Here is a 13,624-nt window from a genome sequence, read left to right as displayed (position 1 = left end):
TCCATCCACAGTGGATGAGTTGGGCCGTGCCGCGGATCAGGACTGCGACCCCGTGGTGAGCTTGGCGAAGTCAGGTGCGAAGACGGTCATCCAATGCGGGTGGAGCCGGTAGAAGACCACGTCGGTGTCCCACTCGAAGGCGTTCTCGCCGTAGAAGTCCTGGAAGTAGGCGAGCAGGTCCGGCCAGTCCGCCGCTGGCTCGCCGTCCTCGGGATTGAGGACCTCCACCGTGCCGTGCGTGAACACGCCCAGGTCCTCACCTCGCATGTGCGCGACGCTGACAGCGGGCCGAGCGGCGAGGTGGCGGGCCTTCGCCGCGCCGCGCGCCGTGCCGAAGTGCCACCTGCCGCGCAGGAAGTGCCCGTCCGCGCCGCTGATCCTCGGTTCGCCCTTGGCCGTCACGGTGGACAGGGCGAGGGTGCACATGCCGGTGAGCACCTCGGTGAGCTGTTCCGCGGTCAGTGTCCTGTCCGCGTTGATGATCGAGCGCAGGTGTGCGGTGGAGCGGCTGAGGGAGCGGTCGAGCAGTGCCTGGAGTTCCTGGAGATCTTCCGGCGTTTCGCGCATGGAGGTCCTTGTCTGTCCGTGGGGGCCGGTCCACGTGCGCCATGACGCGGACCGGTGGAACCATCGTCGCCCCAAAACCTGACACCTTGTGTCATGGTTCCATCGCCGTGACGTCCGTGCTGCTTCTCGACCCGCGCGAGTGGGACGCAACCGCTCGGTGCGAGGACTCGGTCCGGTTAGGATGATCGCCTTTGCCGCGGATGCTCGGAGGGGTACGCCAATGCTGCGCGAGGCCGTGAGGGCCGACGTGCCGGGGATCGCCGCGCTCATGCGGCAATCGGTGCGTGAGGTGTTCCCCCTGTTCCACGACGAGCGCGAAACGGCCGCCGCCGCTCGCTACCTCACCGAGCCCGACACCGTGCTGATCGACGACGGGACCTACTTCGTCCACGAGGCGGACGGGCAGATCGTCGCCTGCGGCGGCTGGAGCAGACGGGACAAGCTCTACACCGGTTCCGGTGCTGCGCCATCCGACGACCGCATGCTGGACCCGGCCACAGAACCGGCACGGGTGCGCGCGATGTTCGTGCGCGGCGACTGGACCCGCCGCGGTCTGGGGCGCGCGATCCTCGCCAGGTGCGAGCAGGCGGCCCGGGCCGAGGGCTTCCAGGCCCTGGTCCTGATGGCCACCCTGCCGGGCGAGCAGCTCTACCGCTCCTTCGGTTTCCGCGAGCTGAGCCGCACCCGCGTGCCACTGCCCAACGGCGTCGTCCTCGACGGTGTGTCGATGGAGTACCCCTTGTCCCACTGACGGCCGGGCGGAACGGCGCGGTCGGGCTGTCGCCGGTTCCCGGTGACCGCGGGCTCGCGGACCCCCCGCCCCCCTCTGCCCGCCCCCTCTGCCCGCCCCCGTGCCCTCGTGCCCTCGTGCCCTCGTGCCCCCGTGCGCGCGTGGACTGGCTGACGTGGTCGGGGTTTTCGCGTTTTGTCACCTTGATGCGCGGAAGAGCGCTCTCATTTCGCATTAAGCCTACAAAACGCGAAATGAGGGGCACGTGGGTGAGGAGGCCCGGGGGTGGTGAGGAGGCCAGGGGGGTGGTGAGGAGGCCAGGGGGTGGTGAGGTGGTGTTGCCACGTGCAGGACACGACCTTGGCGACGGAACCGGATCTGAACCAGGGCGTGATGTGCTCGCGCGGTTGACGAGCCGACGAAGGCGATGGTCGTGGCGACACGACCATCGCCTTCGTCGGCACATTCGCCGCTGCTGGTCGGCTGCGGCACTACCACGGAGGGAACCAAGATGGCCCGCAGCACCGACGAGCACGGTCGGCTGATCGAGCCGGTGAACACCACCGAGGCGGACTGGGCAGGCGTGGCCGAAGCGCTCAGCCGCGCGGGCGCGCTCGCGGGCGAGACCGTGTACCGGGTGGGGTTCCCGCGCCGGGATCTGGCTGTCACGTCGAAGGGCGTGCAGATCAAGGCCGGGTTCGCGCTTGGTTCGTACGCGGCTTTCGCGCGTTACCGGGACGGTAAGACGATGGTGATGGGTGACTTGGTGGTCGCTGAGGAGGAGTTGCAGCGGCTGACGGATGCTTTGCAGAGCAACGGGATCGATCAGACCGGGGTGCACAAGCACTTGTTGGCGCACGAACCGCCGGTGTGGTGGTGCCACATCCACGCCGTGGGCGCGGATCCGGTGGCGATCGCGCGCGGGATCAGGGCCGCGCTGGATGTCACCGCGACCCCGCCACCTGCCGCTCCGGCACCACCCGCACCGCTGGATCTGGACACCGCTGGTATCGACGCCGCCTTGGGCGCCAAGGGCTCCAACGACGGCGGCATCTACAAGTTTTCCTTCGCCCGCGCCGAAACCGTGACCTCCCACCAGCGAGTGCTGTTGCCAGCGATGGGGGTGAGCACCGCGCTGAACTTCCAGCCCGTCGGTGACGGGAGGGCAGCGATCAACGGCGACTTCGTCATGACCGCGGACGAGGTCCAGCACGTGATCCAAGCGTTGCGGGCCGGCGGGATCGAGATCATCGAATTGCACAACCACGCGCTGGACGACCATCCACGGTTGTTCTACATGCACTTCTGGGCCGTCGACGACGCCGTCACACTCGCCAACGCGCTGCGCCAGGCTGTCGAGGCGCACAACGTCCAACCCGCGAGCTGACCGATGTGCCTCTGAGTCCACACCGGACTCCCCACGCGTGAACCCGTTGGAGGGCAAGCGTTATCCGCCGCTGAGCGTCGGCTGCGCCCCCGCGAGGGAGGCGCAGCGACAGCGGTCCCGACCGAGTCGGGGAGAAGGCGTTGCGTCTACCAGCTGACCGGCATGGTCAGTGGTGACTTGCTCGGCGACTCGTCATCCCACGTCGGGTCCTGGCCCTCCGCCAGCCGCAGGTAGGGGAAACGGTCGAGCAGCGCCTCCAGAGCGGTGGTGAGCTCGGCACGGGCCAGGTGCGAGCCGAAGCAGTTGTGTTCCCCACGCCCGAACACGAGGTGCGGGTTGGGGGATCGCCGCAGATCCAGCTGGTCGGGGTCAGCGAACACGGTTTCGTCGCGGTTGGCGGCCGCGAGCACTGGCAGCACCGCGTCTCCCGCGCGGATCGTCTGCCCGTGCAAGGAGATGTCCTCGGTTGCCAGCAGGACCACAACACCGTTCATCACCGGGATGTAGCGAACGAGCTCCTCCACCGCTGAGGGCATGAGCGCGCGGTCGTCCCGCAGAGCGATGTACTGGCTGGGCTCAGAGAGCAGCGTGAGCACGGAGTTGGCCAGGAACATGGTGGTGGTCCGGTACCCGGCGACGACCATCGAGAGCAAGAACGCGATCACGGAGTCTTGGGTGAGCTCGCCTCGGTCGCAGGCACTGACCACGTGGGTGAGCACGTCGTCGGCGGGCTCTCGTCGTTTCCTGGCGATGAGCGAGGTGACGTACTCCCGCAGTTGGCGGTTGACCTCGCGCGCCTCCTCCAGCGTGCCGATCGAGCTGAGCGCCCCCAGGGCGGTGTCGGCGATCGGCAGGAAGTACTCGCGCTCCGCGTAGGGGATGCCGACCAGGTCGCAGACCACCAGCAGCGGGAACGGCTCGGCGAAGCCGGAGATCAGCTCACCCGGCTGGCCGTCCTTGGCGAAGTCGTCCAGCAGCCCGGCGGCCAGCTCGCGCATCCGCGGCTGGTAACGCCGCACGGACCTGGCGCTGAACGCCTCGGCGAGGACCCTGCGCAGTGCCCGGTGCTGCGCCCCGTCCATCTCCATCATGGTGACCAGGCCGGGGCCGCTGTCGGCGTGTTCGCCCTCGCGCACCGGCCATTCGGTGATGCTGGGGCGGACCAGCCGCGGATCGCCGATGAGCGCTCGGACATCGGCGTACCTCGTGACGTACCAGATGGTGACGTCGCTCATGTCCGCGTCCATCGCGAGCTTGGCCATCGGGCAGCTCCTGCGCAGCCGGACGTACTCCTCGGGCGGCCCCATGGTGCCCGGCGGGGGGAAGGGCATCTCGATGATCGGAACCAGCGGTGTCTCGGTCACGGCGGTCCTCCTGCCTGTGGTGACGATGCGGTCGGGGTCATGCCCGTGGCGGCTGCGGGCGTTCGAGGTACCCGGTGGTGTAGAAGTACTCGAGGTAGTGGTCCAGCAGCGCGGCGTCGACAGGTGGGCACTGCAGACCGCTCCCGGCGAGGTCGTCGTCGAGGTTGGCGCGTCCCAAGGTGGGGAAGATGCCGTCGAAGTACATCTCCTTGACCGAGATCTCCGCCTGGTTGCCGCGGTCGACGCACAGCGACACGAACGGCGCGGTCGGGCTGGTGGGGTGCTCGGCGACGTGCCTGACCAGTTCGTCGACCCAGTCCTTGTAGGACATTTCCCTGATCTGGTGACCGGCAACGCGCATCCGGTCGAGCATGTCGCGCAGGCTTGCCGGGCGGGGGTTGGTCAGGTGGTAGGTCCGCCGCGTCGTCGGGTGCTGGGTCGCGATGTGCACGACCACGTCCGCGAGGTGGTCCACCGGGACGAAGTCCATGGGCAGCGGGATGTCCGGCGCCAGACCGGTCTCCGCGATGGTCTTGAACAGCGAGCAGATCGCGGTCTCGGTGTTGCAGGCGCCGGTGGCCCGGTCGCCGGTGATCTCGTAGGGCCGGTAGACCGCGACGGGCAGGCCCTGGTTCGCGGCGTCCCGCAGCACCTGCTCGGCGACCCACTTGCTCTCGGCGTACCCCATGGTCAGCCGGTCGGCGTGCTCCAGCGGCCGATCTTCCTCGACGTGCCGCACACCCGCGGTGCCGAACCCGGCCACCACCGCGATGGTGGACAGGAAGTGCACCGGCACACCGCGTGCCGCCGCCAGCCGCACGATCTGCCTCGTACCCTCCACGTTGGCTGCCCGCAGCGCGTCGTACGGGTACAGGAAGTTGACCTGCGCCGCCGAGTGGAACACCAGGTCGAGACTGTTCGCCAGGTCCTGGGCGTGGCCGGGCTCCAGCCCGAGACCGGGACGCGCGAGGTCGCTGGGAAAGCACACGACCCGGTCGGCGTCCTCGGTCCGGGTGAGGCCGAAACGGGCCAGGTTGCCCATGACCCGCTGCCGAGCGTGCGCGCGGTCGCGGCTGCGAACCGGACAGTGCACGCGCGCGTCGGTGGTGCGCAGCAGCCGGTCGAGCAGGAAGGCACCGACGAACCCGGACGCACCCGTGAGCAGGACGTCCCGCGGCCGCTGCCACCTCGGTGCTGGACCTCGTTGCCTCGGCAGGAGAAAGCCCAGCTTGCCCTCGGCGTGGAAGTCCACTGTGGTCGGAGCTGAGAAACTGCCGCGCGTGCGCACGCTGGCGACCGCGGCGGTGAAACCCTCCAGCGTGGGGGTCCGCAGCATGCTGCGGACCAGCGCGCTCCCGTGCTGGGCGTCGATGTGCAGTGCGGCGAGGGTGCGGGTCACCACCTCGGCCGCCAGCAGCGAGTCACCACCGATGGCGTAGAAGTCGTCCCCGGGCGCCGGGCGTACCCGGAGCACCGTCTGCCAGATGTCGGCCAGGGGGTCCCCGGAGCCGCCCTCCTCCTGGGGCGGTGCCGGGTCCACCGTCGCGCCCGCCACCTGCCGCAGCCGTTGCCGGTCGATCTTGCCGCCGACGGTCACCGGGAACGTGGCGACTTCTGTCAGACGCGCGGGAACGGACGCTGCTGGCAGCCACGCGGCGAGCTCCCCGCGGACGTGGTCGAGTGGAACTCGCCGTCCCGGCCTTGCCGGGGTGACATACGCGGTCAACGTGCCCTGGTCGTTCTCGACAACGGCTTCGCCGACCTCGTCGTGCGCCCGAAGCCGCGCCTCGATCTCATCGAGCTCGATCCGGTGCCCGCGCACCTTGACCTGCCGGTCCATCCTGCCTCGGTACTCGAACTCACCGTTCGCGCGCCGGACCGCGCGGTCACCGGTGCGGTACAGCCGCGAGCCGGGTTCGAACGGGCTGTCGAGGAACTTCGCGGAGGTCAGTTCGGGGTCGCCCAGGTAGCCCAACGCCAGACCGTCCCCGCCGACGAGCAGGTCGCCCTCCTCGTCGACGTCGGCGAGTGTGCCGTCCTCCCGCACGACGTGGCAGGTGGAGTTCTCCAGCGGACGGCCGATCGGCACGGTCGTCGCGTCCAGCGGCAGGGACCGCACGAGGTGTGCCGTGGACACCACGGTGTTCTCGGTCGGGCCGTAGAAGTTGACCACCGTCGTGTCAGGACAGGCCGCCAGCACGGCATGGGTCAACGCCGGGTCCATCGCCTCGCCTCCGGCGGAGGCGAACCGCAGCGTCCGCAGCGCCTGCGGCCTGGTGCGAGCGACGTGGTGGAACACCCCCGTGGTGAGGTAGGCGACCGCGACCCGATGCGCCACCAGGTGGTTCTCCAGTGCGGCCGGATCGAGCAGTGTCTCCCGGTCGACCACGACCAGGCAGGCGCCGCTGAGCAAGGCGGACCAGATCTCGATGGTGGAGGCGTCCGAGGAGAGGCCGTAGCCGTGCAGCACCCGCTCGCCTGGACGAGGCCGCTGGGTGACCAGGTCCGACCAGGCCAGCCGGGTCACACCTCGGTGCGGGATGGCGACCGGTTTAGGGCGGCCGGTCGAGCCGGAGGTGAACATGACGTAGGCGCAGTCCGTCGCGGCCACCTCGACCCGGTCCACCTCCACCCGGTCGGGGTGGGCGGGCGCCTGCGCCGGCAGGTCGATGCGTGTGCGGACCCGCCGGACGCGGGAAGGGCTGCCGGGCAGGCTCACCACGGTGTGCACGTCGGCCTCCTCGACCATCGCCTGGAGCCGATGAGGTGGCGTGGTGTCGTCGAGGGGAACGTAGGCGGCGCCCGCTTTGAGGATGCCGAGGAACGCGACCAAGGCATCAAGACATCTGCTTCCCGAGACCCCGACGGTGTCTCCGCGCCGGATTCCTGCCTTCCGGAGACGCGTGGCCAACGCGTCCGAACGAACCTTGAGCTCGCCATAGCTCAGGCGCTGTTCCCCGTACACGCCCGCAGTAGCACGCGGTCGCAGCGACGCCTGGATGTCGAACAGGTCGTGGAGGCACTGGTTGCGCGGGTACGGCGCGACAGCGGGATGCCCAATTGTTGCTTTGTTGGCAATCGCGTCGAGTGACATCGTTGAGCGCTCCTGTCACGTGCTGAACTCTGCGGCGAATAGGGCGAAGTCGGCGGTCCGCCATCTCGCCGGGCGCATGTGAATCAGGATGTCGTCGGTCAGTTGGTGGCTGTTGGCTGCCAAGTACGCCGCTGCCGTGTCCGGGGCCAGGTACCGGTGGGCCATCGCCTCGCGTTCGGCCTTCCCGACCGGATCGTCAACGGCCGTCACCGGGCCTTCGACGCTGACATAGCGGTACGGGGTCGACTCGGTCTGCGCGCACAGGCTGAAACGCCCGGCATCGAGGATGAGCCTGGCCTTCACCGAATCCCGCGCGGTTTGCACCGTGACCTCGCCACCGGGCTGGTAGCTGTACCAGACCGGGACCAGCAGCGGTGCGCGCTCACCGCGCGGGTCGACCACCCCCAGGACTCCCACGTGCGCGCCTGCCAGAAAGCTCTCCCGCTTCTCGACGGGCATTGCAAGATCCACGCCAGTCACCCCTCGTCCACTAGCCGCAAGCAGTTCAAGAAGGATTTCCACTGGAGCGTCCAGCTCTGGCGCACCGGGCCGACCGCCCCTTCGGCGGCGAAGTGGCAATGCTCGACTCGCCAGTGAAATCCACTGAATGCCTCGGGGTAAATCGACCAGCTAGAGGCATTCGCGATAATGTGTCCACCCTGATGGCATCCTATGGCATGGGTTGGCCATTATGGCAAGTCAGCGTAAGGGTGTAAATATTTGAACGGTCACACATGAACAATGTCTCTTCGGTTCATTTCCGGTACTTTTCTCGTGAATTTCCCGGTGAAACGGAGACTATGTCGGAGGTGGCTTGTGATAATCCGGGTGAGTGATAGTTCGGGGCATGTGCCTTCATGCCGTGGGCGTACTCAGGCCACGTTGGCGCGGCTGAATGGCCCCGCGCCCGGCTCCGCCCGAGCGAGGACGGCTTCAGGTGGAAGGCGCCAGGTCGCGGCGGGACAGCAACGCCAGCCCGGCTGTCGTCAAGGCCCCCGCCACCACCGTCAGCCCGAGCAGCGGCGCCATCGGTGACGAGACGGCGCTCAGCTGCATCGCGGGTACGTGAACGAACGGCGAGAGCTCCAGGACGAACCCGCTGGCCAGCTTGAACTCCGCCAGCAGGTCCACGAGCAGGAAGAGGCCGAGCACGGTCCAGCTCACGGCGGTCGCCTGCCGGGGCAGCACGCCGAACAGCAGCGTCGCGATCCCGACCACGATCCACACGGCGGGGAGGTAAGCCAGCGTGGCCGCGGCGACGCGGGTCATGTTCCCGTCGTAGCTGAGTCCCGCCGCGCCGCCCAGCACGGTCAGGAACAGCGCGGGGCCCGCGATGGCGAACACCAGGTGGCTCAGCCCCCAGCGCAGCCGGCCGACCGGGGTGGACAGCAGCAGCTCCGCCCGGCCGGCCGCCTCCTCACCACGGGCCCGCAGCGCCGACACGAGCGCGGCGGCGGCGACGAGCTGGCTGAGCACGTACATCATGAAGGCGAAGAACACATCGGAGATGCGGGCGCCAGCGCCACCGACGGTCGCGGCCAGCTCTCGGAACTGCGGCGTGTCCAACTGGGCGTCCAGCCCGCGCGCCGCCACACCGAGCAGGGCGCCCAGCAGCCCGAAACCGATCGTGAAACCCGCGAGCGCGCCCCGGTGCAGGCGAGCGGCCAGGCCGAACGAGCCCGACAGCGCCCCGGTGGCGGTTCCTGGACGAGCGGGAACCAGGCCGCCGGCCACGTCACGTCGTGTGGACAACGCGAACGCGACTGCGGCCAGAGCGGCGACGAACACCGCGACCAACCCCAGAACCCACCACTGGTCGCCGCCGTAGGGCTTGGTCAGCCGGACCCAGCCGAACGGCGACAGCCACGCCAGCCATGCGATGCCGCCGGCGTCGGCCAGCGAACGCAGCGCGAACAGCAGGCCGCCGATGGCGATCGCGATCCCGCGTGCCGTACCGGACGCGGCGGTGAGCTGCGCGGCGACGGCGGCCACGGCCGCGAACGCCCAGCCGCCCGCTGCGGTGGAGAGCCCGAACAGCACGGAGGAGCTCGCGGGCAGACCGGTGGCGACAAGGGCGGGCACCGCCAGCAGGCCCAGCAGCAGGTTGGCGGCGAGCACGACCGCGAGTGCGGCGGCCAGGGGAGCGTGGCGGCCGACGACGCCCGAGGAGAGCAGCTCCCGCCTGCCGGTCTCCTCCTCGGCCCTGGTGTGCCTGATCATCAGCAGGATGCTGATCAGCCCGCCGATCAGCGCGAGGGACGAGCCGAGCGTCCAGGCGGTCAGGCCGCCCACGCTCGCGTCGTAGATGGGGCCGCGGGTGGCCAGCTGCGCTGGATTGCTCATGGAGGCCGCCGCGAAGGCGTCGCGGGCGGCTTGATCCGCGTACAGAACCCTGGTGGAGGAGGCGATTCCGGCGGGCATCGCCGCGCTGATCGCGATCCACACCAAGAGCAGCGCACGGTCCCTGCGCAGGATGAGCCGGATCAGCGTCCAGGTGCCGGTCATCGCGTGGCCCCCTCGTAGTGGCGCAGGAACAGCTCCTCCAGCGTCGGCGGCTGGGTGGTGAGCGTGCGCACGCCGGCCCTGGCCAGCTCGGCGAGCACCGGTGTGAGCGCGTCGCCGTCCACCTGGCAGCGCAGGCGGGTGCCGTCCACGGTGAGGTCGTGCACGCCGGGCAGCGCGGCCAGGCCGGGCGCGGGCTCGACCAGTTCGGCCTTCACCGAGGTGCGGGTGAGGTGACGCAGGTCGGCCAGGCTGCCGGACTCGACAGTGCGACCGGCGCGGATGATGCTCACGCGGTCGCACAACGCCTCCACCTCCGACAGGATGTGGCTGGACAGCAGCACGGTGCGGCCGCTGCGCTTCTCGTTCAGGACGCACTCGTTGAACAGCGTCTCCATCAGCGGGTCGAGGCCCGAGGTCGGCTCGTCGAGCACCAGCAGCTCCACGTCGGAGGCGAAAGCGGCCACCAGCGCCACCTTCTGCCGGTTGCCCTTGGAGTAGGTGCGGCACTTCTTGCGCGGGTCGAGCTCGAAGCGCTCCAGCAGCTCGGCGCGCCGTCGGGGGTCGAGGCCGCCGCGCACCCTGCCCAGCAGGTCGATGACCTCGCCGCCGGTCAGCGACGGCCACAGGGTGACGTCGCCGGGCACGTAGGCGAGCTTTCGGTGCAGCTCGGTGGCGTCGTGCCACGGATCGCCGCCGAGCAGCTCGACCCGGCCGCCGTCGGCGCGCACCTGGCCAAGCAGGACGCGGATCGCGGTGGTCTTGCCCGCGCCGTTGGGGCCGAGGAAGCCGTGCACCTCGCCCGTCTTGACCGTGAGGTCGAGCCCGTCCAGGGCCCTGGTCCGGCCGAAGGTCTTGACCAGGCCGTCCGTGCGCACCGCGGCGTTCACTGTTGCCCCTCGAACTTCTCCAGGCCCGTCCGCGCCTGCTCGAACAGCTCGCGGCCGAGGAACTCCGGTCTGATCAGGTCGAGCTGGGCATTGCCCACGCGCACCGCACCCTGCGGCGCGTAGAGGTCCGTGCCGAGCGCGCGTGAGACGTGCTCGTGCAGCACGGTGATGCCCAGCTTCATCGCCGTCAGCACAGTCGCGCGTGCGCGGTGGTCGGCCTCGGAGTGGTCGCCGCGGGCCAAGTTGTCCTCGGTCACGCTCACGAGCTCGTCGAACATGGCGGCGGCTCCGGGGGAGCCGTCCACCAGCGCCCGGCCGAGGTACTTCATCAGCGGCGGCGCGGTCCGCTGGACGGTCTCGATGAACTCCGGCGTCTCCAGGTTGCGATCGGTGACGCCCGAGCTGACCTGCTCGCGAACATAACTGAGGACATAGTCGTCGCAGGCCTGTCTCAGCTCCTCCTTGGTGCCGAAGTGGTGCTGCACCAGCCCGGGCGAGACTCCTGCCGCCGCGGCGATCCCCCGGATCGTGGTGGCCTTGACGCCCTGCTCGGCGAACAGGGCCATCGCGACGTCGCGGAGGCGGGCACGTGCCGTCAGGTCCTCTTCAGAGATCGGTCGCATGAGCCGACTGTACGACTGTATTGGCGGCAATACAACTGTATGGCCCGTGCGGTGGGCGCCGGTGTCACTGCGGCCGTCGGCTCAGGGAGATCTGGCGGCCCATGGCTTCGACGGTGAGACGATCACCGTCCTCCCAAGGTCGGTGGCCGCCAGGTACCCCCGGCAAGCGGTGGCCTACGTTCCCCTCCAGCACTGCCCTCCCGTCACAGTGGTCATCGCCTGGCCCGAACACTCCCGCAGCCGCGGCGTGGCCACACTGGTCCGCGCGGCAACCGCCGTCGCTCAGCGGCGAGACATGAGCCCGCCCACCGACATCGCCTGGACGTGACCGCGCGAGCCTGACGAGCGGCGGCTCATGGACCGCTTCCTGCGACCAGTCCAGCTTCACGCTGCCAGTTCGGTCCACAAAGGACGGCAGGTCTGCGAACTCGGGACAGCCGGACGAAGCTCGCTGCACGCTTCCACGGTTCGTGGAGGGGCCAGCGGGCGCGGCGGTTCAGCAGCGCTCGATGCACCACGCGTTCGTGATCATTTCGCGGTCCTGGAGCTGAGAGTGGTTGCTCAGGTTCGTGACCCCGGGCTTCACATCGATGTCCACGGCGTCTGAGCCATTTTGGTGGAACCCGCGGCGTTCGCGGAGGTGGCTCCCACCGCGCCAGCGAGCAGACCAACAGCGGTGAGAATGGCAGCGGCGCCGGCCCGGGTGCCCAGCGTTCGAATTGTCTTGTTCCCTTGTTCAATTCCCTGCAATACCAGCATTGCGCTGGAGTGGGCCGACCCTGACAGCGCCAAGATCGCGGCGCGGCTGGTTCAATATCATCGAGCCCGCAGTTCAGGCGCTGGTGAAACCGGTCACCGCGCCCGACGTGGTCGCAGCTGTTGCGATCATCGCGAGTATTCCGGCCGTGCCCCTTCTGAGGACTTGCGGGAGGTCGTGGGGAGCCAGCGGCGTTGTCGGATTTCACGGATCTCCTCGACCGTCAGCAGCGCTCCGTCACGGCCGAACCACGTCTGGTAATCACTTCTCCCGTGGCGCGCCGCGTGCGCGAGAATCGCACACGGAAAAACGGCAGTTGCCAGTGATATTTTCACCGAGGCCGGGTCTGACGTGGCATTTCAGCCCTGGTTGAAGGGGTGGTGTGCTCGCGAAAATAACGAATTCATCTATTGGATCCACTTTTCGGGTGTGGCGGTGAAAACTCCCGCCATGACCACTATCCAGCCGTTTACGATCAACGTCCCGCAGCACGAGGTCGACGACCTGCGGGACAGGCTCGCCAGGACGCGGTGGGCGAACGAGCTGCCCGCCGCCGAGGTCGCGGGCGTTGCGGCGACCGGTCCGGTCCGTGAGGGGTGGCAGTACGGCGTGCCGCTGTCCTACGTCCAGGATCTGGTCCGGCAGTGGCGCGAGGACTTCGACTGGCGCGCGCAGGAGCGGCGGCTCAACGAGTTTCCGCAGTTCACCACCGAGATCGACGGCCAGCTGATCCACTTCGTGCACCTGCGATCGTCCGATCCGGGTGCGACGCCGCTGATCCTCACCCATGGCTGGCCGAACACCTTCGTGGAGTACCTCGGTGTGGCACGGGAGCTGTCCGAGCACTTCCACCTGGTCATCCCGTCCATCCCCGGGCACGGCTTCTCCGGTCACACCGGCGAGCGCGGCTGGGACGCGGGCCGCGTGGCGCGGGCGTGGGCGGAGCTGATGCGCAGGCTGGGCTACCAGCGCTACGGGGTGCACGGCAACGACGCCGGGGCGATCATCGCGCCGCTGCTGGGCCGGGTGGCGGGGCCCGACGTGCTCGGCGTGCACGTGAACCAGATCTTCTCCTTCCCCTCCGGCGACCCGGCCGAGTTCGCCGAGCTGACTCCGGCCGAGCTGGAGTACCTGGGGTTCCTCCAGTCCTTTGTGGACTACGCCATCCACGACAAGGCGCAGAAGGCGCAACCGCAGACCCTGGCGCACGCGCTGGCCGACTCGCCCGCGGGACAGCTGGCGTGGATCGGGCAGCTGCTCGGCGACGCGCTGGCACCGGAGGACGTGCTCACCATCGCCTCGATCTACTGGTTCACCAACACCGGCGCCTCCTCGGCCCGCTTCTACTTCGAGAACGGCCGCATGGAGGGCTCCGCCGAGCCGACGACCTTCCCGATCGGGCTGTCCAGCTTCGCCAACGACTTCCGGCCGATCCGCCACTTCGCCGAGCGCGACCACAAGAACATCGTCTCCTGGGTCGAGCACGACCGCGGCGGGCACTGGGCCGCGCACGACGCCCCCGACCTCCTCGTCGAGGACATCCGCACCTTCTTCACCTCCGTCCGCTGAACCCGACCTTCCCCAAGGAGCTCCGCCATGACCACTTGGCCGATCCTCACCGAGTCCCACGAGGCACTGCGCACCGCCGTGAACGCTGTCACCGACTGGGAGGCCGCGACCCCGTGCTCGCAGTGGAACGCCACCCAGGTC

10 protein-coding genes are annotated in these 13,624 nt (G+C 69.2%); 3 read left to right on the top strand and 7 right to left on the bottom strand.

All coding sequences use genetic code 11. The annotated features are described in order from the left end of the window. Nucleotides 1–36: 36 nt before the first annotated feature. Entirely contained in the window at nucleotides 37–567 is a 531-nt protein-coding gene (locus tag ACFFQA_RS18600; protein WP_377853449.1) for a pyridoxamine 5'-phosphate oxidase family protein, read from the bottom strand. A 220-nt stretch (nucleotides 568–787) separates the two neighbouring features. On the opposite strand from ACFFQA_RS18600, the gene ACFFQA_RS18595 reads away from it, so the two are divergent. Both ACFFQA_RS18595 and ACFFQA_RS18590 read left to right on the top strand, forming a co-directional pair. Next, nucleotides 788–1,318 (top strand): GNAT family N-acetyltransferase, encoded by a 531-nt coding sequence (locus ACFFQA_RS18595; protein WP_377853448.1) that lies wholly within the window; start codon nucleotides 788–790, stop codon nucleotides 1,316–1,318. 490 nt (nucleotides 1,319–1,808) lie between these two features. Further along, nucleotides 1,809–2,684 (top strand): DUF1259 domain-containing protein, encoded by an 876-nt coding sequence (locus ACFFQA_RS18590; RefSeq protein WP_377853446.1) that lies wholly within the window; start codon nucleotides 1,809–1,811, stop codon nucleotides 2,682–2,684. A 146-nt stretch (nucleotides 2,685–2,830) separates the two neighbouring features. On the opposite strand, the gene ACFFQA_RS18585 is transcribed toward ACFFQA_RS18590, so the two are convergent. The 6 genes from ACFFQA_RS18585 to ACFFQA_RS18560 all read right to left on the bottom strand — a co-directional run bounded on the left by ACFFQA_RS18585 (nucleotide 2,831) and on the right by ACFFQA_RS18560 (nucleotide 11,157). After that, nucleotides 2,831–4,048, bottom strand: coding sequence for a cytochrome P450 (locus tag ACFFQA_RS18585; protein ID WP_377853445.1), 1,218 nt, complete (start codon nucleotides 4,046–4,048; stop codon nucleotides 2,831–2,833). A 37-nt stretch (nucleotides 4,049–4,085) separates the two neighbouring features. Next, nucleotides 4,086–7,142, bottom strand: coding sequence for an amino acid adenylation domain-containing protein (locus ACFFQA_RS18580; protein WP_377853443.1), 3,057 nt, complete (start codon nucleotides 7,140–7,142; stop codon nucleotides 4,086–4,088). 15 nt (nucleotides 7,143–7,157) lie between these two features. Further along, nucleotides 7,158–7,601: a pyridoxamine 5'-phosphate oxidase family protein gene (locus ACFFQA_RS18575; protein WP_377853441.1), complete on the bottom strand. Its 444-nt coding sequence runs from the start codon at nucleotides 7,599–7,601 to the stop codon at nucleotides 7,158–7,160. 474 nt (nucleotides 7,602–8,075) lie between these two features. Beyond that, on the bottom strand, nucleotides 8,076–9,647 hold the full coding sequence (locus ACFFQA_RS18570; protein ID WP_377853439.1) for an ABC transporter permease: 1,572 nt from the start codon (nucleotides 9,645–9,647) through the stop codon (nucleotides 8,076–8,078). Continuing rightward, complete coding sequence (locus ACFFQA_RS18565; protein ID WP_377853438.1) at nucleotides 9,644–10,534, bottom strand: ABC transporter ATP-binding protein; 891 nt, start codon at nucleotides 10,532–10,534, stop codon at nucleotides 9,644–9,646. Before ACFFQA_RS18565 ends, ACFFQA_RS18570 begins: the two co-directional genes overlap by 4 nt. Beyond that, entirely contained in the window at nucleotides 10,531–11,157 is a 627-nt protein-coding gene (locus tag ACFFQA_RS18560) for a TetR/AcrR family transcriptional regulator (RefSeq protein WP_377853436.1), read from the bottom strand. The genes ACFFQA_RS18565 and ACFFQA_RS18560 overlap by 4 nt, the downstream gene beginning before the upstream one ends. 1,207 nt (nucleotides 11,158–12,364) lie before the next feature. On the opposite strand from ACFFQA_RS18560, the gene ACFFQA_RS18555 reads away from it, so the two are divergent. Further along, nucleotides 12,365–13,483 carry an epoxide hydrolase family protein gene (locus ACFFQA_RS18555; RefSeq protein ID WP_377853434.1) on the top strand — a complete coding sequence of 373 codons (1,119 nt, stop codon included), beginning with the start codon at nucleotides 12,365–12,367 and terminating at the stop codon, nucleotides 13,481–13,483. Nucleotides 13,484–13,624: the final 141 nt, after the last annotated feature.

The sequence above is a fragment of the Allokutzneria oryzae genome, assembly GCF_042429765.1.
Lineage (GTDB): Bacteria > Actinomycetota > Actinomycetes > Mycobacteriales > Pseudonocardiaceae > Allokutzneria > Allokutzneria oryzae.
This window is presented reverse-complemented; position numbering and strand designations above follow the sequence as displayed.

Bases quoted from the DNA above. Each gene is read 5' to 3' on its own strand.
- ACFFQA_RS18600 (WP_377853449.1), bottom strand. From the start codon at position 567: ATGCGCGAAACGCCGGAAGATCTCCAGGAACTCCAGGCACTGCTCGAC.
- ACFFQA_RS18595 (WP_377853448.1), top strand. From the start codon at position 788: ATGCTGCGCGAGGCCGTGAGGGCCGACGTGCCGGGGATCGCCGCGCTC.
- ACFFQA_RS18590 (WP_377853446.1), top strand. From the start codon at position 1,809: ATGGCCCGCAGCACCGACGAGCACGGTCGGCTGATCGAGCCGGTGAAC.
- ACFFQA_RS18580 (WP_377853443.1), bottom strand. From the start codon at position 7,142: ATGTCACTCGACGCGATTGCCAACAAAGCAACAATTGGGCATCCCGCT.
- ACFFQA_RS18575 (WP_377853441.1), bottom strand. From the start codon at position 7,601: ATGCCCGTCGAGAAGCGGGAGAGCTTTCTGGCAGGCGCGCACGTGGGA.
- ACFFQA_RS18570 (WP_377853439.1), bottom strand. From the start codon at position 9,647: ATGACCGGCACCTGGACGCTGATCCGGCTCATCCTGCGCAGGGACCGT.
- ACFFQA_RS18560 (WP_377853436.1), bottom strand. From the start codon at position 11,157: ATGCGACCGATCTCTGAAGAGGACCTGACGGCACGTGCCCGCCTCCGC.
- ACFFQA_RS18555 (WP_377853434.1), top strand. From the start codon at position 12,365: ATGACCACTATCCAGCCGTTTACGATCAACGTCCCGCAGCACGAGGTC.